This is a genomic window from Billgrantia antri (assembly GCF_017868935.1).
Taxonomy (GTDB): Bacteria; Pseudomonadota; Gammaproteobacteria; order Pseudomonadales; family Halomonadaceae; genus Halomonas; species Halomonas antri.
The window spans coordinates 2,553,321-2,572,125 of the sequence record NZ_CP053383.1 but is presented as its reverse complement, the minus strand read 5'-3'; the positions used below and the strand labels follow the sequence as shown (position 1 = coordinate 2,572,125).

Annotated in this window: 20 protein-coding genes; 12 read left to right on the top strand and 8 right to left on the bottom strand. The window is 65.6% G+C overall.

The window, feature by feature from the left end; all coding sequences use genetic code 11:
- Window positions 1-2: 2 nt before the first annotated feature.
- From HNO53_RS12005 to HNO53_RS11975, 7 genes are all read right to left on the bottom strand, one after another.
- A complete protein-coding gene (locus HNO53_RS12005; RefSeq protein WP_240549148.1) occupies window positions 3-356 on the bottom strand; it encodes a Na+/H+ antiporter subunit G in 354 nt (117 codons plus the stop codon).
- Complete coding sequence (locus HNO53_RS12000) at window positions 353-622, bottom strand: K+/H+ antiporter subunit F (RefSeq protein ID WP_209472345.1); 270 nt, start codon at window positions 620-622, stop codon at window positions 353-355. Before HNO53_RS12000 ends, HNO53_RS12005 begins: the two co-directional genes overlap by 4 nt.
- Entirely contained in the window at window positions 619-1,128 is a 510-nt protein-coding gene (locus HNO53_RS11995; RefSeq protein ID WP_209472344.1) for a Na+/H+ antiporter subunit E, read from the bottom strand. The genes HNO53_RS12000 and HNO53_RS11995 overlap by 4 nt, the downstream gene beginning before the upstream one ends.
- Window positions 1,125-2,648: a monovalent cation/H+ antiporter subunit D gene (locus HNO53_RS11990; protein ID WP_209472343.1), complete on the bottom strand. Its 1,524-nt coding sequence runs from the start codon at window positions 2,646-2,648 to the stop codon at window positions 1,125-1,127. Before HNO53_RS11990 ends, HNO53_RS11995 begins: the two co-directional genes overlap by 4 nt.
- Entirely contained in the window at window positions 2,645-2,983 is a 339-nt protein-coding gene (locus HNO53_RS11985; protein WP_209472342.1) for a Na+/H+ antiporter subunit C, read from the bottom strand. The genes HNO53_RS11990 and HNO53_RS11985 overlap by 4 nt, the downstream gene beginning before the upstream one ends.
- Entirely contained in the window at window positions 2,983-5,775 is a 2,793-nt protein-coding gene (locus HNO53_RS11980; RefSeq protein ID WP_209472341.1) for a monovalent cation/H+ antiporter subunit A, read from the bottom strand. The genes HNO53_RS11985 and HNO53_RS11980 overlap by 1 nt, the downstream gene beginning before the upstream one ends.
- A 270-nt stretch (window positions 5,776-6,045) precedes the next feature.
- Entirely contained in the window at window positions 6,046-8,025 is a 1,980-nt protein-coding gene (locus HNO53_RS11975; RefSeq protein WP_209472340.1) for a sigma-54-dependent Fis family transcriptional regulator, read from the bottom strand.
- Window positions 8,026-8,349: 324 nt separating this feature from the next.
- Here HNO53_RS11975 and HNO53_RS11970 point away from each other — a divergent pair, with 324 nt between their 5' ends.
- The 11 genes from HNO53_RS11970 to HNO53_RS11920 all read left to right on the top strand — a co-directional run bounded on the left by HNO53_RS11970 (window position 8,350) and on the right by HNO53_RS11920 (window position 16,772).
- Window positions 8,350-8,859 carry a gluconate 2-dehydrogenase subunit 3 family protein gene (locus tag HNO53_RS11970; RefSeq protein ID WP_209472339.1) on the top strand — a complete coding sequence of 170 codons (510 nt, stop codon included), beginning with the start codon at window positions 8,350-8,352 and terminating at the stop codon, window positions 8,857-8,859.
- 200 nt (window positions 8,860-9,059) lie between these two features.
- Window positions 9,060-10,502 (top strand): GMC family oxidoreductase, encoded by a 1,443-nt coding sequence (locus HNO53_RS11965; RefSeq protein WP_242597408.1) that lies wholly within the window; start codon window positions 9,060-9,062, stop codon window positions 10,500-10,502.
- Between the two features lie 13 nt (window positions 10,503-10,515).
- Window positions 10,516-11,514, top strand: a complete 999-nt coding sequence (locus HNO53_RS11960) for a thiamine pyrophosphate-dependent dehydrogenase E1 component subunit alpha (RefSeq protein ID WP_209472338.1) — start codon at window positions 10,516-10,518, stop codon at window positions 11,512-11,514.
- A complete protein-coding gene (locus tag HNO53_RS11955) occupies window positions 11,511-12,599 on the top strand; it encodes a 2,3-butanediol dehydrogenase (RefSeq protein ID WP_275951343.1) in 1,089 nt (362 codons plus the stop codon). Before HNO53_RS11960 ends, HNO53_RS11955 begins: the two co-directional genes overlap by 4 nt.
- Window positions 12,596-13,633, top strand: coding sequence for an alpha-ketoacid dehydrogenase subunit beta (locus HNO53_RS11950; protein WP_209472337.1), 1,038 nt, complete (start codon window positions 12,596-12,598; stop codon window positions 13,631-13,633). Before HNO53_RS11955 ends, HNO53_RS11950 begins: the two co-directional genes overlap by 4 nt.
- 11 nt (window positions 13,634-13,644) lie before the next feature.
- Window positions 13,645-13,881 carry a biotin/lipoyl-containing protein gene (locus tag HNO53_RS11945; RefSeq protein WP_209472336.1) on the top strand — a complete coding sequence of 79 codons (237 nt, stop codon included), beginning with the start codon at window positions 13,645-13,647 and terminating at the stop codon, window positions 13,879-13,881.
- Window positions 13,882-13,891: 10 nt separating this feature from the next.
- A complete protein-coding gene (locus HNO53_RS11940) occupies window positions 13,892-14,662 on the top strand; it encodes a 2-oxo acid dehydrogenase subunit E2 (RefSeq protein ID WP_242597407.1) in 771 nt (256 codons plus the stop codon).
- Between the two features lie 14 nt (window positions 14,663-14,676).
- Window positions 14,677-15,402, top strand: coding sequence for a lipoyl protein ligase domain-containing protein (locus HNO53_RS11935; protein WP_209472335.1), 726 nt, complete (start codon window positions 14,677-14,679; stop codon window positions 15,400-15,402).
- Complete coding sequence (locus tag HNO53_RS11930) at window positions 15,399-15,737, top strand: TfoX/Sxy family protein (protein ID WP_209472334.1); 339 nt, start codon at window positions 15,399-15,401, stop codon at window positions 15,735-15,737. The genes HNO53_RS11935 and HNO53_RS11930 overlap by 4 nt, the downstream gene beginning before the upstream one ends.
- Before the next feature lie 118 nt (window positions 15,738-15,855).
- The gene (locus HNO53_RS11925) at window positions 15,856-16,299 is read left to right on the top strand and encodes an antitoxin Xre/MbcA/ParS toxin-binding domain-containing protein (protein WP_209472333.1); all 444 of its coding nucleotides are present in this window, start codon (window positions 15,856-15,858) and stop codon (window positions 16,297-16,299) included.
- Window positions 16,299-16,772 (top strand): RES family NAD+ phosphorylase, encoded by a 474-nt coding sequence (locus tag HNO53_RS11920; protein WP_209472332.1) that lies wholly within the window; start codon window positions 16,299-16,301, stop codon window positions 16,770-16,772. Before HNO53_RS11925 ends, HNO53_RS11920 begins: the two co-directional genes overlap by 1 nt.
- A 63-nt stretch (window positions 16,773-16,835) precedes the next feature.
- On the opposite strand, the gene HNO53_RS11915 is transcribed toward HNO53_RS11920, so the two are convergent.
- Window positions 16,836-17,420 (bottom strand): VOC family protein, encoded by a 585-nt coding sequence (locus HNO53_RS11915; RefSeq protein WP_209472331.1) that lies wholly within the window; start codon window positions 17,418-17,420, stop codon window positions 16,836-16,838.
- Between the two features lie 298 nt (window positions 17,421-17,718).
- Here HNO53_RS11915 and corA point away from each other — a divergent pair, with 298 nt between their 5' ends.
- Complete coding sequence (gene corA, locus HNO53_RS11910) at window positions 17,719-18,804, top strand: magnesium/cobalt transporter CorA (protein ID WP_209472330.1); 1,086 nt, start codon at window positions 17,719-17,721, stop codon at window positions 18,802-18,804.
- Window position 18,805 lies beyond the last annotated feature (1 nt).

Below are 18,805 nucleotides of genomic sequence, written 5' to 3'. Positions count from 1 at the left end.
CGCTATTTCTCGGACAAGTCGGGCATGTTGCGCGTGCGGGTCACGCCCGGAAGCCGGCGGCGCAGTGCGGCCTTGCCCATCATGTGGGCGCTGACCGGGGCGGTGACGAACAGGAAGATCGTCACCAAGGCCTCCTGGAACGAGACACCGCCCTGCTGGTAGCTGAAATAGAGCAGCGACCCGATCAGCGTGCAGCCGACGCCCAGGGTGCTGGCCTTGGTGGGGCCGTGCAGGCGAGTGTAGAAATCGGGCAGCTTGGCCAGCCCCCAGGAGCCGATCAGCGCCACCAGGGCACCGAACAGCAGGAAGGCGGCGACGATGAGTTGCAGCAACCCCGGCATGTCGATGCTGGTCATTCGATCACATCCCCCCGCAGCAGGTACTTGCTCATGGCGACGGTACTGACGAAACCCATCAGCGCAATCAGCAGCGCCAGCTCGAACAGCACGCCCAATCCCATCCGGATATCCGCCAGCACGATCAGCGCGATGCTGTTGATCATCAGGGTGTCCAGCGCCAGGATCCGATCGACGATATCCGGGCCGACGGCCAGGCGGTAGAGATTGAGCAGGGCGGCGATGGCGAAGAGCGTCATGGCGATCGTGATGACGATGGCGATCATCGGAAGATCTCCTCGAGTGGCTGCTCGTAGCGTTCACGAATGGTGGCGATGGCTTCGGCCTCGTCCTCCAGGTGCAGGGCGTGCACCAGCAGGGTATTGGTCTTGGCATCGTAGTGGATCGAGACGGTGCCCGGCGTCAGTGAGATGGTGCTGGCCAGGATGGTGATGGCGAAGTCATCGTCCAGGCGCAAGGGGTAGAGGAAGAAGCAAGGCTGCAGGTGTCGGGCGGGGCGCAGGATGCGCAGGGCCACCACCAGGTTGGAGCGCAGGATGTCCACCAGCAGTACCAGCAGGTAGCGCAGCAATGGCAGGGGGCGCTTGATTTTCGCCTCCTCGGCCCAGAAGGCGTGGGTCACGAAGGGGATGACCACGCCCAGGGCCAACCCCAGCAGGGCATGGCCCACGCTGAAGTCATTGACCATCAGCAGCCACAGCAGTGCCAGGAACAGCGAGAACAGGGGATGCGGCAGCCAGAACTGGCGGGTGCGAAACGGCGATGGCGTCATGGTGCGATCTCCTGTGCCGAGGCGATGGCCTGCGGCAGCACGGCGGCAATATAGGCCTGCGGATCGAGCAGTTGCTCCGCGGTCAGTTCGAGATAGCCCATCACCGGCTCGCCGAATGCCGCCAGCAGCCCGTTGAGGCCGACCATGGCAGACACCAGCGCCAGCGGGCCGCGCTCGAGCGGGTATGGCCTGGCCATGTCATCGGGACGCCAGAACCAGTTGCTGCCGGTACGGCTGATGGCGATCAAGGTCAGCAGCGCGGCGGCCAGCAGCACGCCCCACAGCCATAACCCCTGTGGCTCCTGCGCGCTGGCCTGGAGGATCCAGGCCTTGCTGACGAAGCCGCTGAACGGTGGCAGGCCCACCATGGCGATGCCGGCGACGAAGAACAGGGTGCCCAGGAGCCAGCGATGCCCGATGGGGCCAACCGCCGAGAAGCGGTCGTAGCCCGCCTCGCGCTGCCGGCCCAGCAGGTCGGCCAGCAGGAAGAACACCGCGGTCATGACAGTGCTGTGGATCAGGTAGAAGAGGGCGGCGCCGAGGGAGCCCGGAGTGACGAGGCTGATCGTGGCCAGCAGGGTCCCTACCGAGAGGATCACCAGATAGGCGGTGAGGGTGCGCAGGCTGTTCGAGCCCAGCACCCCGACGCCGCCCAGTGCCAGGGTCAGCAGCGCCAGCGGCCACAGCCAGCCCCAGGCGGTTGCGTTGACCGGGGCCTCGCCCAGCGCGAAGACCAGCAGGAACACGCGCAGAATGGCATAGATGCCCACTTTGGTCATGATGGCGAAGAGCGCGGCCACCGGTGCGCTGGAGGCAGAGTAGGCGCGGGGCAGCCAGAACAACAGCGGCAGGACGGCGGCCTTGATACCGAACACGACCAGTAGAATCAGACTGGCCGCGGCGAGCAGCGGCGCATCTTCCGGTGGCGCCTCCGCCACCCGCAACGCCAGGTCGGCCATGTTGAGGGTGCCCGTTAAACCGTAGAGAGTCCCCAGGGCGATCAGGAACAGTGCGGAGCTCGCCAGGTTAATAATCACGTAGTGCAGCCCGGCGCGGCTTCGGGCGCGGCCGCCGCCGTGCAGCAGCAGGGCGTAGGAGGCGATCAATAAAATCTCGAAGAACACGAAGAGGTTGAACAGGTCGCCGGTCAGGAAGGCGCCGTTGAGGCCGGCCAACTGAAACTGGAAGAGGGCGTGGAAGTGCGCGCCACGCCTGTCGGCGCCGCTGCTGGCGTAGAGCAGACAGCAGAACCCCAGCACGGCGGTAAGTGCCAGCATGATGGCGGAGAGCCTGTCCAGGACCAGCACGATGCCGAAGGGGGCGGGCCAGTCGCCGGCGTGGTAGAGGTGATACTCCCCCGAGCCCGCCATGACCAGGGCCCAGAGGCCCAACAGCACCAGGCCCAGGGTACTGGCGATGCCCATCAGGCGCTGCACGCCGAACGGCAGCCGGTAGAGCAGCAGCTGGCCCGCCCCGGTGACCAGCGGTAGCAGTATCGGCAGAATCAGGGCGTGGCTCATGCGCGGTCCTCGTCCGGGTTCTCGCCGTCGACGTGGTCGTTGCGCAGCTCCACCGCCGCCTTGAGTGCCAGCACGACCACGAAGGCGGTCATGGCGAAGCCGATGACGATCGCGGTCAGCACCAGCGCCTGAGGCAACGGGTCCGCGGAGCGCTCGCTTAGGCCGACGATGGCCGGCGCGCCGGCAACCAGGCGGCCCGAGGCGAACAGGTAGAGGTTGACCGCGTGGGAAAGCAGGGTGAGCCCCAGGATGACCGTGAAGGTGCGCGCCCGCAGCACCAGGTAGATCCCGCAGGTGGTCAGCACGCCCAGAGTTATCGCGTAGATCAGCTCCATCAACCGATCTCCTTGCCGGGGCCGGCCACGGTCATCAACTTGCCGAGGTTGGCCAGTATCAACAGCGTTGCCCCGACCACGGTGGCGTAGACGCCAAGATCGAAGAGCATGGCGGTGGCCAGCTCGATGTCGCCGATCAACGGCAGGTGCAGATGGCCATGGGCCGAGGTAAGGAACGGATAGCCGAACAGCCAGCTACCGAGGCCGGTGAGCACGGCGATCAGGAGGCCGGCACCGATCAGCGGTCGGAAGGCGGTCAGCATGCGCGCCTGCGCCCACACCAGTCCACCCGCCATGTATTGCAGGGTCAGTGCCACGGCGGTGATCAACCCGGCGATGAAGCCACCCCCGGGCAGGTTGTGGCCGCGCAGGAAGATATAGGCCGAGACCAGCAGGGCGACCGGCAGCACCAGCCTGGCCACGGCACTGAGCATGATCGGATGCGGCTCGGCGACCCAGTGCCCGGGGTTGGTGTCGACCACCCGTTCCTTGAGGTGCAGGTCGCGAGTAAAGGCGAACACCGCCAGCGCCGCGATACCCAGCACGGTGATCTCGCCCAGGGTATCGAAGCCGCGAAAATCTACCAGGATGACGTTGACCACGTTGGTACCGCCGCCGCCGGGCAGGCTGTTGGCAAGGAAAAAGTCGGAGATACTCTGCTGCGGCCGGGTCAGGATGGCGAAACTGAAGGCCGCTACGCCACTGCCCATCAGTCCGGCAATGGCGAGGTCGCGTGTCATCCTCCTGCGCGAGGACTCCCTGGGCGACTGCTGGGGCAGGAAGGAGAGCGCCAGCATCATGATCACCACCGCCATCACTTCCACCATCAGCTGGGTCAGGGCGAGATCCGGCGCCGAGAAGCGGGCGAAGGCGACGGTGACGAAGAGCCCGGTCACCCCGAGCAGCAACAGGGCCGGCAGCCGATAGTGATGGAACACGACCACGCCGATGGCCGCCAGACACAACAGGATGGCGGCCAGCACGGTCAGTGGGTCGACCGGTCCCAGCGCCATGCCGCCGTTCCAGCGCGCCACGCTGAGCAGTTCCATGCCGACCAGCACCACCACGGTGATCATGATGAAAGTCAGGTAGCGCTGCTGCGAACCGTTCTCGAGCTGGAAGACGCGCTGCTGGGAGAGGGTGATGATGCGCAGCATGATCCAGTCGAAGATCTCCTTGGCATCCACCTCGGGCAGTTGGGCGTGTAGGCGAAACAGTGGATCGCGGATGTGGTAGAAGAGCGCGCCGCCCGCCAGCGCGACGAGGCTCATGGTCATGGGCAGGGCGCCGCCCAATACCGCGAAGTCGTAGGCGGCGAGTTCTGCCTGTCGAGATGCCTCGAACGCCGGGTGGACGAGATGGGCATAGAGACCCGTCGGTGCCAGGCCCACATAGAGCGTGGCCAGAGTCAGCAGGGCAATGGGTGTGAGTGCTGTCAGGCGGGGCTCCCTGGGCGGCCATACGGGCAGGTCGACGGGCCTGCCGTTGAAGTAGACGTTATGGAAGATGCGAATCGAGTATGCCACCGAGAACAGCCCCGCCAGGGTCACCCAGACGGGAATCACCAGTGTCGCCCAGGCGGGCGTTGCCACCAGCAGGCTCTCGCTGAACAGCATCTTCTTGCTCAGGTAGCCGCTCATCAGCGGCAGGCCGGCCATGGCGGCGGCGGGGATGGCCGACAGCACCATCAGCACCGGCATGAAGCGCCACATGCCGTTGATGTGGCGCATGTCGCGGGTTCCGGTGGCGCGGTCGACGTAACCCGCCATCATGAACAGCGGCGCCTTGAACAGCGCATGGCACACCAGATGGAAGAGCGCCGCCGCCACCGCCATGGGCGTGCCCAGGCCCAGCAGCAGCATGATCAGCCCCAGGTGCGAGACCGTGGAATAGGCCAGCAACCCCTTCATGTCGTGCATGAACATGGCCACGAAGGCACCCACCATCAGCGTCAGCATGCCGGTCAGGGTGACCAGATGGAACCACAGGTCGGTCTCCGCGAGGGCCGGATGCAGCCGGGCGAGCAGGAACAGCCCCGCCTTGACCATGGTGGCACTGTGCAGATAGGCGGAGACCGGCGTCGGCGCGGTCATGGCGTGGGGCAGCCACAGGTGGAAGGGGAACTGGGCCGACTTGGTGAAGGCCCCGAGCAGGATCAGATTGAGCATCAGGGCGTAGTGCTCATGCGCGCGGATGCGGTCGCCGGCCTCGAGTATGGTCGAGAGTTCATAGCCGCCGGCGGCCTGACCCAGCAGCACGATGCCGCCCAGCAGCAGCAGCCCGCCGCCGCCGGTGATCACCAGCGACATCCGGGCACCCAGCCGGGACGCATGGTGGTGGCTGTGAAAACCGATGAGCAGGAACGACACCAGGCTGGTCAGTTCCCAGAACACCAGCATGAACAGCAGGTTTTCAGACAGCACGATCCCCAGCATGGCCGCCATGAACAGCAGCATCAGCGTGTAGAAGCGCGCGGCCGAGGCGCTGCCTTCGAAGTAATAGCGCGCATAGAGCAGGATCAGGCAGCCGATGCCGGTAATCACCAGGCCGAACAGCAGACCCAGGCCGTCGAGGCGCAAGGCCACGTTCAACCCCAGCGAGGGCAACCAGGTCAGCTCGCGAATGATGGTCTCGCCGCTCGAGACCCGCGGCAACCAGCTCAGCAGCAGAGCGAAACTCGAGACGGCTGGCAGGGCGGCGAGGCAAGCGAGCTGCCGAGACGTGCCGCCACGGCGAAGCGCAGGAAGCACCGCGCCCAGCAGCGGTAGCAGGATGACGAGGGCAAGTGCCATGCGGTCAGTTACCGCTGTCGTCGTGCGTCAGCGACCGGACCGTTCCTTCGGCGTGTGGCCTGCCGGGTTGCGCGTCGCTGCTCGGCGATGGTTCTTCTCATATCGACTCCCTGAACACGGCGTGAGTCCGATGCGCTGCCGATTTCACTATAGTGTGCGCTTTCAGGGAGAACATTTCGGCGCGTCAACGCTTGGCGTGAGTGGTGCGCCTGAGGTACGTCTCGCAGAGAGGGCCTGGCGCTCAAGGGACGCCGGGCCCTCGGGAGCGGCTTAACTGGCTGGCTGCTGGTTTGGCGGCACGATGCCCAGCCGCTTCATGCGCCGGTAGATGGTGGGGCGCGACAGCCCCAGCTCCCGGGCGACGGCGCTGATGTTCCAGTGGTGACGGCACAGGGCGCGGTAGAGGAGGTCCTGCTGGATTGGCGGCTCGGATGGGCCTGTCGCGGCAAGAAGCGTCATGCCCTGGCTGGCGCCGGGGTGGGCCAGCCGGCCGTGAACGCACTCCTCGGGCAGGTCGCCGACGACGATCTCGTCTCCTTCGCAGGTGGCCAGGGCGAAGTGCAGCGCGTTGTGCAGTTCGCGGATGTTGCCGGGCCAGGGGTAGGCGAGCAGGGCACTCATGGCGTCGCCGCGCAGGCGGACCCGTGAGCCGCGCTGCTCGTTCAGTTCGGCGAAGATGCGGCGAATCAAATAGCCCTTGTCGGCCCGCTCGCGCAGCGGTGGCAGGCGCAGGCTGGCACCGTTGAGACGATAGAAGAGGTCCTCTCGGAAGCTGCCCGTCTGCACCCGTTCGCGCAGGTCGCGGTGGGTGGCGGCCACCACGCGCAGATCCACCTTGATCGGCCGGCTGGCGCCGATGGGCAACACCTCCTGTTCGGCCAGCACGCGCAGCAGGCGGGTCTGCAACTGCAGAGGCATGTCGCCGATCTCGTCGAGAAACAGCGTGCCGCCGTCGGCCTGCACGATCAGCCCTTTCATTCCCTTGCTGCGGGCGCCGGTGAAGCTGCCCGGCTCGTAGCCGAACAGCTCGCTCTCGATCAGCGATTCCGGCATGGCGGCGCAGTTGATCGCCACGAACGGCTTGTCTCGGCGCCGGCTGGCGTCGTGCAGCGCACGGGCCATGCGCTCCTTGCCGGTACCGGTCTCGCCGACGACCAGGATATTGATCGGTTCGTTGCGCAGGCGCGCGGCCCGGGTCAGCGTATCACGCATGCTGGGATCGTCATCGGCCAAGGCTTCGAGCGGTGCCAGGCTCGAGTCGCGCGAGACTGGCTGGCCGACCGACGGTCGGCGGGGCGGCTCGATCAGGGTGGCGAAGTGGATCTCGCGGTGGCGCCGGGTGTGGAAGGCCTGCACCCGGTCGTCGCTGTGGTGAGGAATCGCCAGGATCTCCTCCACCTCGCTGTCGAGCAGGTCACGGACGTTCCAGGCCTGGAAAGGGCGTGCCTCGCCGGCTTCGGGTAGCGGCAGGCCGTGATGCCGCAGCAGCTTGCGCCCGGCCGTGTTGGCGGCCACCAGGGTACCGTCCTCTTCCATGGCCAGCAGGTAGCGGCGATTGATCTGCACGAACTCCCGCGAGCGATCCAGGCAGACGATATGACGGTCGCCGTAGCGCTGCAGGAAGTAGGCGTCCTCGATCATCTTGGCGGTGTACTTCACCAGCTGCAGGGCGAAGGTCTGCGACTCCTTGCCGGTGGGGGAACGGTAGGCGGAGATGTCGAGTACCGCCAGAAGTTGGCCGTGGGGGTCGAAGACCGGCGCCGCCGTGCAGGTCAGCTGGATGTGGTGGGCGCTGAAGTGGTCGCTGTGATGGCAGGTCAGGGCGGTGCGCTCGTGAATGCAGGTGCCCACGGCGCAAGTGCCGGCGTGGGATTCGCTCCAGTCCGATCCCAGGTAGAGGCCGGTGCGCTGGTGCTCGCGCTGGTCGCTCTTGGCACCGAGGAACTGCACCGCGATGCCGCGTGCATCGGTCAGCAGTACCACATAACCCAGCGGCGCCACCTGGCGGTAGAGCTGCTCGACGCCGGCGCGCGCTACCTGCAGCAGTGCGTCGGCCTGATCCTGATGCTCGCGCAGGGTGGAGCCGGGGACATAGCGGGCCGGCGAGGGGCGAGAGGGATCGAGGCCGTAGCGGTCGATGCAACGCTTCCAGGAGCGTTCGATCAGTGCCTCTTCACCCGTCGGCGCTGGATTGGCCAGAGCGCTGAGGATCGTCTCCACATGCTGGCGCTGGCTCAGCGTAGTGGTCATGGCGTGCCTCCCCGATTGGGGTCGTTGTGCTTGTTCTCTCAAGGTAAAGGGAAGGAAAGCCCGCGGTCATACGACCTTCGTCGCCCCCGTTACACCTGTAAATTCCCTGTAAACGCCCTGTAGCGGGCGTACGCCCCGTTCACCTCCCATCTGTCACGTTGCGGCCATGTGGATCGGCTGAGAGTGTCTGCGTGGTTCCGAATTTACTCAGAATTTTCAAATGATTGGGTGTTAATTCCGTGATTTTGGCACGGAAGCTGCCAAGCACTGGGCGTGATCGTCACCGCGACGTGACGGCTTCCAATAACAACCGAGGGCACGCCCATGACCACGACCTCTTCCACGACGCTCACCCGTCGTCGCTTCCTCACCCTGACCGGCGCCCTGGCCGCCGGCAGTCTGGCGTTCAGCGCCTCGACGCTGTGGCCGCGCTGGGCCCGGGCCGAGCCGGAGCTCGCCGCTCGGCTGCTGCGCCTGGGGCGCGACATCTATCCCCACGAGGCGATCGCCGATCGCTACTACCTGGCCCCACTGACGCCGCTGCTCGAGTCGCAACGCGAGTTGATCGCCGCCGGGCTCGACGATCTGGATCGTCGCGCACGGGCGGCACACGGCCGTGACTACGCCGCGATCGAGAGCGGTGTCGAGCGCGAGACGCTGCTGCGCGAGATCCAGGACGGTGAGTTCTTCCAGACCGTGCGCAACACCCTGGTGGTGGGACTCTACGACAACCAGGAGGTGTGGCAGCCGTACTTCGGCTACGAGGGCTCGTCGTGGGAGAAGGGCGGCTACATCGGGCGGGGTTACAACGACCTGGTCATCGACTGGCTGTGATCCACGTCCGGGAGCGTGAGCGACAGGACAGAACAACAAACGACACATGAGGAGAGACGCCATGAGCACCCGATTCGAACACGATGACGACGGGGTGGTGGTGATCATCGGCTCCGGCGCTGGCGGCGGTACGCTGGCCCACGCCCTGGCCCGCAAGGGGGATCAAGAGCGTGGTGCTGGAGGCAGGAAAACGCTACGCCATGGAGGACATCGAGAACGACGAATGGGCCATGTTCGAGAAAATCTCCTGGCTCGACGAGCGCATTACTGCCGGCCCGCGCCAGTTGACCGAGACCTTTCCCAACCTGCCGGCGTGGATCGTCAAGGGCGTGGGCGGCAGCACCATTCATTGGGCCGGGGTGGCGCTGCGCTTCCAGCCCCACGAGTTCCGCCTGCACAGCGAGGTGGGCGACATCGCCGGCGCCAACCTGCTGGACTGGCCCATCTCGTATGACGAGCTGGAGCCCTACTACGTACAGGCCGAACGGCACATGGGCGTTACCGGCGAAGTCACCGGCATGCCGCTACACGACTGGAACAATAACTTCATGGTGCTGGCCGAGGGAGCCAGGCGGATGGGCTACGAAAAGCTGCGCGCCGGTCCCATGGCGATCAACACCCGACCCTACGACGACCGCTCCCAGTGCATGCAGGCTGGGTTCTGCATGCAGGGCTGCCGCTTCGGTGCCAAGTGGTCGACCATGTACACCGACATCCCCCGCGCCGAGGCCACCGGCTACTGCGAAGTTCGCCCCAACGCCATGGCCTTGACCATCGAGCACGACGAGCGTGGCCGGGCCAACGCCGTGGTCTACGCCGATGCCGAGGGCAACGTGCAGCGGCAGCGAGCCCGGGCAGTTTGCGTGGCGGGCAATTCCATCGAGTCGCCCCGGCTGCTGCTCAACTCGCACTCCTCGCTGTTCCCGGATGGCCTGGCCAATTCCTCCGGCCAGGTGGGGCGCAACTACATGACTCACGCTACCGCCTGCGTGTTCGCCGAGATGCCCAAGCCGGTGAACATGCATCGCGGCACCACCTTTGCCGGAATCATCTCCGACGAGGCGCGGCTCGACCGCTCCCGCGGCTTCGTCGGCGGCTACACCCTGGAGGTGATGTCGCTCGGCCTGCCGTTCTTCGCCAAGTTCATGGATCCGGCCAACGGCGGCTGGGGGCGCGACTACGCCGCGATCCTGGAGAAGTACGACCACCTCTCGGGGGTGTGGATCTGCGGCGAGGACCTGCCCATGGAGCAGAACGGCATCACCCTCCACGACACCCGCAAGGACCAATACGGCCTTCCGGTGCCCATCGTCTACAAGGGCGATCACCCCAACGACGAGGCGCTGCGTCGCCATGGCCAGCAGCAGGCACGCAGCTGCTACGACGCGGTGGGCGCGGTGCAGGTGTTCGACGTGCCCGACTTCCCCACCAGCCACAACGTGGGCACCAACCGCATGAGCGCGCGCCCCGAGGACGGCGTGGTGAACAAGTGGGGCCAGACCCACGACATCGACAACCTGTTCGTCTCCGACGGCAGCCAGTTCACTTCGAGCGGCGCCGAGAACCCGACCCTGACCATCGTCGCTCTGGCCCTGCGCCAGGCTGACCACATCGCCGAGCGCATGTCGCGCGGCGAACTCTGACAGGAGCCATCCCATGCTACCGACTGCCGAACAGCGGCGCTGGATGTATCGCCACATGGTACTCAGCCGCTATCTCGAGGAGCGCATCGAGGCGCTCTACATGGAGGGCAAGACCCCGGTCTTCAACATGGCCAAGGGGCCCATCCCCGGCGAGATGCACCTCTCCAACGGCCAGGAGCCTTGCGCCGTGGGAGTGTGTGCACACCTCACCGCCGACGACATCGTCACCGCCACTCACCGGCCACACCACATCGCCGTGGCCAAGGGCGTCGACCTCGACGCCATGGTCGCCGAAATCTTCGGCAAGGCCACGGGGCTCGCCGGCGGACGCGGCGGCCACATGCACCTGTTCGACGCCGCGGTGAACTTCTCGTGCTCCGGCATCATCGGCGAGGGCCTGGGCCCGGCGGTGGGCGCGGCGCTGTCGAGAAAAATGCAGGGCAAGCCTGGCGTGGCGGTGGCCTTCATGGGCGAAGGAGCCGCCAACCAGGGCGCCTTCCACGAGGCGCTCAACCTCGCCGCGGTCTGGCAGCTGCCGGTGGTGTTCGTCATCGAGGACAACGCCTGGGGCATTTCGGTGGCCAAGCAGGCCTCCACCGCGGTGCCGCGCAACGACTTGCGCGCTGCCGCCTATGGCATTCCCGGCCATCACGTGGCTGATAACGACGTGGAGGGCGTGTATGCGGCGGCTGGCGAGGCCATCGCCCGTGCCCGCGAAGGACAGGGGCCGAGCCTGATCGAGATCGAGACTGCACGGCTCGCCGGCCACTTCATGGGCGACGGCGAGGACTACCGGCCCAAGGGCGAGAAGGAAGGGCTCCAGGCCCGCGACCCGATCCCGCGCTACCGCCAGGCACTGCTCGATGCCGGTGTGCTCGACGAGGCCGGCGACTCCGATCTGGTGGCCGAGGCCCACTCCCGGGTCGAGGCGGCCATTCGCTTCGCCCAGCAGAGCGAGTTCCTGCCGCCCGAGGCGGCACTCGAAGCCGTCTTCGTGGGGGAGCCATCATGAGCACTATGGAAGCGGCAGTCTGGTACGCCGCCAGGGATCTGCGCGTCGAAGCGGTCGAGGCTCCGACGGTGCAGGACCCCCATCAAGTCAAGGTGAAGGTAGCCGCCTGCGGAATCTGCGGCAGCGACCTCCATGAATACAGCGCCGGTCCTATCTTCATCCCGGTCGAGGCACCGCACCCGCTCAGCGGGCAGCAGGCCCCCATCATCATGGGGCACGAGTTTGCCGGTGAAGTCGTCGAGGTGGGTGAGCGCGTTACCCGGGTCAAGCCCGGCGATCGCGTCGCCATCGAGCCGATCCTGTCGCCCCACCAGGACGGCCGCTACCTGATGGAGCGCTACAACCTGACGCCGCTGCTGGGATTCCACGGGCTTTCGGGCGGTGGGGGCGGTTTCGCCGAGTACACGGTCGTCGGCGAGCACATGGTGCATCGCCTGCCCGATGATCTCTCCTATGAGCAGGGTGCGCTGGTCGAGCCCGCCGCCGTGGCGCTGCACGCGGTTCGCCAGAGCAACCTTAAGGCAGGTGACAGCGCCGTGGTGTTCGGCGCGGGCCCCATCGGCCTGATGGTCATCGAGGCGCTCAAGGCTGCGGGAGCCGCGCGCATCGTGGCGGTAGAGCCTTCGAACTCGCGGCGGGCCAAGGCGGCCGAGCTGGGCGCGTTGGTCGTGGATCCCCGCGAACAGGACGCGGTGACCGCATTGCACGAGCTGACCGACGGCGGCGCCGACTTCGCCTTCGAGGTGACCGGCATACCCGCCGTGCTCAACCAGGCCATCCATGCCACCCACGCCGGCGGCGAGACCGTGGTCGTCAGCATCTGGGAGAGCGAAGCGGCTTTCCAGCCCAACGACCTGGTGATCCGCGAGCGCACGCTGAAGGGGATCATCGCCTATCGCCACGTCTATCCCGCGGTGATGGCGCTGATGCAGCGCGGCTACTTCCGCGCCGAGGACCTGGTCACCGCGCGCATCCCTCTCGCAGCAGTGGTCGAGGAGGGCTTCGAGACCCTGCTCGAGGACAAGTCGCAGATCAAGATCATCGTACGACCCGGCGAGCAGCCGGGCCAAGGAGTGATGCCATGAGCACCAACGCAAGCACTGCCACGGCCACCCGCAAGCTGACCATAGCCCGGGCCATGGCCGAGGCCACTGCGCAAGAGATGCGGGCCGATCCGCGTGTCTTCGTCATGGGCGAGGACGTCGGCCCGCTGGGCGGCGTGTTCGGCAACACGCGCGGGCTGTTCGACGAGTTCGGCGCCGAACGGGTGCGCGATACGCCTATCTCCGAGACCGCCTTCATCGGCGCCGCCGTGGGGGCTGCGTCCGACGGCATGCGCCCCATCGTCGAACTGATGTTCGTCGACTTCTTCGGCGTGTGCATGGATGCCATCTACAACCTGATGGCCAAGAACACCTACTTCTCCGGTGGCAAGGTCAAGGTGCCGATGGTGCTGATGACCTCTACCGGCGGCGGCTATTCGGACGCCGGCCAGCACTCGCAGTGCCTCTACGCCACCTTCGCCCACCTGCCCGGCATGAAGGTCGTGGTGCCGAGCAACGCCTTCGATGCCAAGGGTCTGATGACCGCCGCCATCCGCGACGACAACCCGGTGGTGTTCATGTACCACAAGGCGCTGCAGGGCATGGGCTGGCTGGGCACCGAGAAGGGCGCCACCGTGCCGGTGCCCGAGGAATCCTACACCGTCGAGATCGGGAAGGCTGCGGTGGTGCGCGAGGGCCACGATGTGACCCTGGTCAGCCTGGGCGCCGGGGTGCATCACTGCCTGCGTGCGGCCAAGGCATTGGAGGAGGAGGGCTTCTCCGCCGAGGTGGTCGACCTGCGCAGCCTGGTGCCGCTCGACCGCGATACCGTGCGGGCCTCGGTGGCCAGGACCGGGCGCCTGATCGTGGTTGACGAGGACTACCACAGCTACGGGGTCAGCGGCGAGATCATCGCCAGCGTGGCCGAGCACGCCGACTGCCGGCTCAAGGCCGCACCCAAGCGGGTGGCCTACCCGGACATTCCGATTCCCTTCGCGCCGACCATGGAGCAGTGGGCGCTGCCCAACGCCGACAAGGTCGTCGCGGCCTTCCACCAAATGATGAAAGAGAGTTGAGGAGAGACAGCATGACGACTGACATAGCCGTGCCCCAAGACCTGTGGGAAGGCGATACCGAAGGGGTGATCACCTCCTGGCTGGTAAACGACGGCGCCGAGGTGGCACAGGGCGACCTGATTGCCGAAGTTATGGTGGAAAAGGCCCAGTACGAGATTGAGGCACCGCTCTCGGGCAAGCTCGGCATCGTCAAGGAGGAGGACGAAGTGGTGGAAAAGGGCAGCGTGATCGCCACGCTGGAGAGCTGAGGAGATTGGCGTGAAACTCACCACGACACCACATGACGAGGCCCGTCCCTCAGGGACGGGCATGCCACTAACACCGGTGAGGGAGATCCCGCTGAAAGGCATGCGCGGCATGATCGCGACCAGGATGCTGCAGAGCCTGCAAACGACGGCGCAGTTGACCCACCATGCCAGTGCCGGGCTCGGCGCCCTCGAGTCGCTGCGCTCACGCTGCCGCGAACGGGGGCAGGTCGTGCCCTCGTTGCAGGATCTGTTGCTGCGCCTGGTGGTGCAGACCCTGGCCGACTTCCCTGCGCTCAATGCCACACTGGAGGAGAATCGCATCGTCCAGCACGGTGCGGTGCACCTGGGGCTGGCCATACCGCTGCCCGACGACCTGCTGGTGGCACCGGCGCTGTTCGACGCCCAGAACCTGAGCCTGGGACAGTTGCCCGCGGCACGCCGGACGCTCACTGAAAGAGCGCAGGCCGGAAAGCTCGGGGTGCGTGAGCTGACCGGGGCCACCTTCACCGTCTCCAATCTCGGACGCTCGCGGGTGCACCACTTTACGCCGATACTCAACGTGCCCCAGGTGGCGATTCTCGGCATCGGTGGGATGGAGCGGCGCGCCGTGCCATCATCTCAGGGGTGGCGAGAGGAGACGCTCATCGGCCTGTCGCTCACCTTCGATCATCGCGCCGTTAACGGCGCGCCGGCGGCGGCCTTCCTCGATGCCCTGTGCGAGCGTATCGAGGGGCTGCCAGCCGATGCGTTCGACAGCGAACTGAGCGTCAACGACGACTAGATGGAGGAAGCCACATGACGGCGCTTTCGCCCGGATTGGATCGCGCGCTCCAGCGGCTCAGCGTCGAGCAGGGCCTGGCCGCCGAGGAGGCCAGGCTCGACGCAATCTGTCAGGGCGAAAGTGAGTTCGAACTGCTGGCCTGGCAGCCGATGGATCGTGCGCTGGTGATGCCACGCCGCCACGAGCGCAACGAGGGTTTTCCCGAGGCGCGCCACACCCTGCGCAAGCTGGGCTGGCCGATACTGTTCCGCGCCACGGGCGGCACGCCGGTGCCGCAATGCGCCGAGGTGATCAACGTGACCCTGGCGCTGCGCTGTCGCGTGGGCAGCTCCGCGGCCCATCTCGAGTGGGGCTATCATCGCCTGGGCAACCCCTGGTGCGAGTGGCTTGGTGCGCTCGGCGTCAGCGACGCCGACCTGGGCTCGGCGCCCGGTGCCTACTGCGACGGGCGCTTCAACGTGCGTATCGGCGGGCGCAAGCTGGTGGGCACCGCCCAGCGCTGGCGGCGGGTGCGCGGTTGTCGCGACATGGCGCTGTTGGTCCACGGCGCCATGCAGGTCGATGGCGATCCGGCCGAGCTGGTCGGCATCGTCAATGCCTTTCAGGAGGCCGTCGGCGATCCCCAGCGCTTCCTCCCCGGGAGCCATGTCGCGCTCACTCAGGCGCTGCCGGGGTTGGAAGTAGAGTCAGTGATGCCGGACCTGCTGCATCGGCTGGCCGATAGGGAGGAAGCGGCGTGAGCGAGTACACGGATTCGCTGCGCGATGTATTCGAGCTGTTCGGCCCTATCACCGCGCGGCGCATGTTCGGCGGGCATGGCATCTATCACGACGACCTGATGTTCGCACTGGTGGCCGACGAGACGCTCTATCTCAAGGTCGATGCGCACAACCTCGGCGACTTCGAGCGCGAGGGGCTCGAGCCGTTCGCTTATGACAAGGGCGGCAGGGTGGTGCAGATGTCCTATTACCAGGCGCCGGAAGAACTGTTCGAGGACCGCGAGTTGGCTGCGGCCTGGGCACGCCGCTCCTTCGAAGCCGCCTTGCGCGCCCAGGCGGGCAAACGCAAGACGTAATCGATGAGCACTGGCTAGCCTCGCCTTATCGGCCACATTCCCTCTGCGTTTTGATGACGTCATTGCATCAAAGTGATGTAGAATAGACAGTGTTAAAACCGCAATGAGGGGCTTGGCCATGGAAGCGCTGAAGAGAAACGGCGATGGCGAGGAGGGTATCCGCGGGGTCAAAGTGCCGCCCGAGGTGTATCGCAACAAGGTCGCCTTCATCCAGACGGTGCGCGAGGGAATTTCGGGCAGCGTGGTCAAGCAGGCCATCCATGCCCTGGGCGACAACCGGGAACTGTTCGTCAAGCTGCTGGAGACCACGCCGGGCAACCTGCACCGCTTCTACAAGCGCAAGGCGTTGAGTCGTGCCGATAGCGAGGAAGTTCTGGATGTGCTGCGGGTCTTCTATCACACCCGCCAAGTGTTCGGTGACGGCGACAAGGCGCTGCGCTGGCTCAACACGCCCATTCCTGCCCTGTCCGGGGAGAAGCCGCTCGACCTGTTCGACACCTTCGAGGGGCGCTGCCTGGTTCGCGAAGTGCTGCGCAAGGTCGAATACGGGGAATTCAGCTGATGAGGCTGTTTCGTATCGGGCCTGAACAGTACATCGAGAACATGAGCGGCATGGGCGCAAGCTATCGGGACGGCGCCAGATGGAATACGGCAGGTGTGCCGGCGCTTTATTTCGGCACGACACCGAGTGTGGCCATGCTGGAACTCGGCAACTATGTCCCTTCGCCGCGCGACCTGCCCGACAGCTACCGGCTGGCGGTCTTTGAGGCGCCGGACGAAGCCATAGAAACCTGGCCGGTCGATCGGCTGCCGGACGAGTGGGCCGAGTTTCCCTATCCAGCTTCCACCCAGCAGATGGGCACGCAGTGGCTCCAGCGCCGGGAACGGCTGATATTGCTGGTGCCGAGCTGTGCCGTGGCGGGCGGCATGGAAAATATCGCGGTCGTCAATCCCTTGCACCCTGACGTCTCGAAGATCCGGCTGCTTGAAAAGCACGGCACGATCTACAACGAAAGAATGTTCAAAGGAATCTGACTTGACGGCTCCTGATCGGAGGTTGATCGACAACGGCGCCTTGCGGCGCCGCCGTCACGTGCGTCAGTGGCGCGGATCCCACAGCCGGCTGCCGGTCTCGGCCTCGTAGCCCATGCCGTGGGGCGAGCTCACCATCTCGAGCTGCATGCCCCAGGGCGCCATGAAGTAGACCCAGGTCAGCCCCTCCATGGGGCCCTCGGTGAAGGTCTTGGGTTCGCCCAACACATCCAGTCCTTGCGCCTGCAGATAGGCCACGGCCTCGTCCATGTCATCCACGTAGAAGGCGATATGGTGACCGCCGATGTCACTGTTGCGTGGCTGCTCAGTGCGCTGGTCCGGTGCGGTGTACTCGAAGATCTCCAGGTTGGTGCCGTTGCCGCAGCGTACCAGATGCGCAGCGGGAATGGTCGCTTCGCGATGCACGTCGAGGTTCTGTGTCATCCAGTCATCTTCGAAGGGCCCGAACGGGCCGATGGTGAAGAAGGCCTCACAACCCATGACGTCGACGAAGAAATCCACCGCCGCCTGGCGGTCGGGCACGGTAAAGCCGAAGTGCTGGGTACCGCGCACTCCCGGGACTTCGGCTTGGGCGGTATGACTCGTCAGTAGCGCTGCCAGGGCAGCCCCCACCCAGTATGTCTTGTTCATGGCATGTCTCCTTGTTATTGCCGTTATTTGGCGGTGGCATTGCCACCGAGTTGAAGACGGCAAGGAGCATGCCAAGGCGAAGTCCATGGATAAGCTTCTGTTTTCTATGCCTTGGACGAAAAAAACGGGAGGGAAAGGGTGACCATGGCGATACAGTGCCGTGACAGCTGTCACGTTACGCATGGGCCACTTGCGTGCCATGTTTCCGCCAGCCTCGCCGGGCGTAGGCATGAGGCGGGTGCGAATGATGGCTGGAGCATGCCAGTATTGTCGGATCGAATTGCCAGGGACGCTCTTCATGACCCGACTGTTCAAGAAGCACTACCATCCAGCCGGTACAGCACCAGGTACCCTGCGCGAGGTCTCGCTCGAGCAGGCCGGCCTGCTCGGTCCAGCTACGTTTCGCCTGGCCCGTCGCGAAGCGGGGCGCTGGGGCGCGATGCAGGAGATCTCGGTCGCCGAGATTCCCGAGGCCGCCGCGGAAGGGCCGCTGTGCTGGCTTCACGTGCAGGGGCTGCCCGTGGCCGAGGAGCTGGAACTGCTTGGCGAGCGGGTGGGCCTGCATCCGTTGGCCCAGGAGGACATCCTCAATGGCGGCCAGCGACCCAAGGTCGAGCGCTTCGACAACGGTCTGGTGGTCATTCTGGGCATTCCCGAACTCGACGAAGAAGGCGATCTGCATCTTTACCAGCTGTCACTGTTCATGGGGGCAAACATCGTCGTCAGCGTGATGGGCGAAACGCTGGATCCCTTCGTGGTCTTTCGCCGACGGCTCAAGGAGAGCGGCGGTCGCGCCCTGGGCGAGCCGGACGACTTGCTCTACGGCATGCTCGATGCCGCCGTCGATCATGCTTTCCCGGTACTAGACAGCGTGGGTGAGCGAATCGAGGAACTGGAGCTCGAGATACTCAACCAGCCAGACAGCTCGACGCTGGAGCGCCTGCACGGCCTGAAGCGCGAGCTGATAATGCTGAGGCGTTACCTCTGGCCCACCCGCGAGGTCATCAACCAGCTGTTGCGCGATCATAACGACCTGTTTACGCCCGATACGCGGCTGTGGATGCGTGACGTCTACGACCATACGGTGCAGGTGATCGACCTGGTGGAGAGCTATCGCGACATGACGGCGAGCCTGCTCGACGTCTATCTTTCCAGCATGAGCCACCGGCTCAACGAGAGCATGCGCAAGCTCACTATCGTTGCCACCGTGTTCATGCCACTGACCTTCATCGTCGGCGTCTACGGTATGAACTTCGCTCATCCCACTAGTCCCTTCGCCATGCCAGAGCTCGGCTGGTACTGGGGCTATCCTGTCGTATGGGGGGTAATGATCGCCGTCGCCGTCGGCATGGTGGTTTGGTTCAAGCGCAAGCGCTGGTTCTAGG

Coding starts and splice junctions, on each gene's coding strand:
- HNO53_RS12005 (WP_240549148.1), bottom strand. CDS start 356: ATGACCAGCATCGACATGCCGGGGTTGCTGCAACTCATCGTCGCCGCC.
- HNO53_RS11925 (WP_209472333.1), top strand. CDS start 15,856: ATGGAAGCGCTGAAGAGAAACGGCGATGGCGAGGAGGGTATCCGCGGG.
- HNO53_RS11970 (WP_209472339.1), top strand. CDS start 8,350: ATGACCACGACCTCTTCCACGACGCTCACCCGTCGTCGCTTCCTCACC.
- corA (WP_209472330.1), top strand. CDS start 17,719: ATGACCCGACTGTTCAAGAAGCACTACCATCCAGCCGGTACAGCACCA.
- HNO53_RS11955 (WP_275951343.1), top strand. CDS start 11,511: ATGAGCACTATGGAAGCGGCAGTCTGGTACGCCGCCAGGGATCTGCGC.
- HNO53_RS11975 (WP_209472340.1), bottom strand. CDS start 8,025: ATGACCACTACGCTGAGCCAGCGCCAGCATGTGGAGACGATCCTCAGC.
- HNO53_RS11965 (WP_242597408.1), top strand. CDS start 9,060: ATGGAGGACATCGAGAACGACGAATGGGCCATGTTCGAGAAAATCTCC.
- HNO53_RS11935 (WP_209472335.1), top strand. CDS start 14,677: ATGACGGCGCTTTCGCCCGGATTGGATCGCGCGCTCCAGCGGCTCAGC.
- HNO53_RS11995 (WP_209472344.1), bottom strand. CDS start 1,128: ATGACGCCATCGCCGTTTCGCACCCGCCAGTTCTGGCTGCCGCATCCC.
- HNO53_RS11915 (WP_209472331.1), bottom strand. CDS start 17,420: ATGAACAAGACATACTGGGTGGGGGCTGCCCTGGCAGCGCTACTGACG.
- HNO53_RS11985 (WP_209472342.1), bottom strand. CDS start 2,983: ATGGAGCTGATCTACGCGATAACTCTGGGCGTGCTGACCACCTGCGGG.
- HNO53_RS11950 (WP_209472337.1), top strand. CDS start 12,596: ATGAGCACCAACGCAAGCACTGCCACGGCCACCCGCAAGCTGACCATA.
- HNO53_RS11980 (WP_209472341.1), bottom strand. CDS start 5,775: ATGGCACTTGCCCTCGTCATCCTGCTACCGCTGCTGGGCGCGGTGCTT.
- HNO53_RS12000 (WP_209472345.1), bottom strand. CDS start 622: ATGATCGCCATCGTCATCACGATCGCCATGACGCTCTTCGCCATCGCC.
- HNO53_RS11945 (WP_209472336.1), top strand. CDS start 13,645: ATGACGACTGACATAGCCGTGCCCCAAGACCTGTGGGAAGGCGATACC.
- HNO53_RS11960 (WP_209472338.1), top strand. CDS start 10,516: ATGCTACCGACTGCCGAACAGCGGCGCTGGATGTATCGCCACATGGTA.
- HNO53_RS11990 (WP_209472343.1), bottom strand. CDS start 2,648: ATGAGCCACGCCCTGATTCTGCCGATACTGCTACCGCTGGTCACCGGG.
- HNO53_RS11920 (WP_209472332.1), top strand. CDS start 16,299: ATGAGGCTGTTTCGTATCGGGCCTGAACAGTACATCGAGAACATGAGC.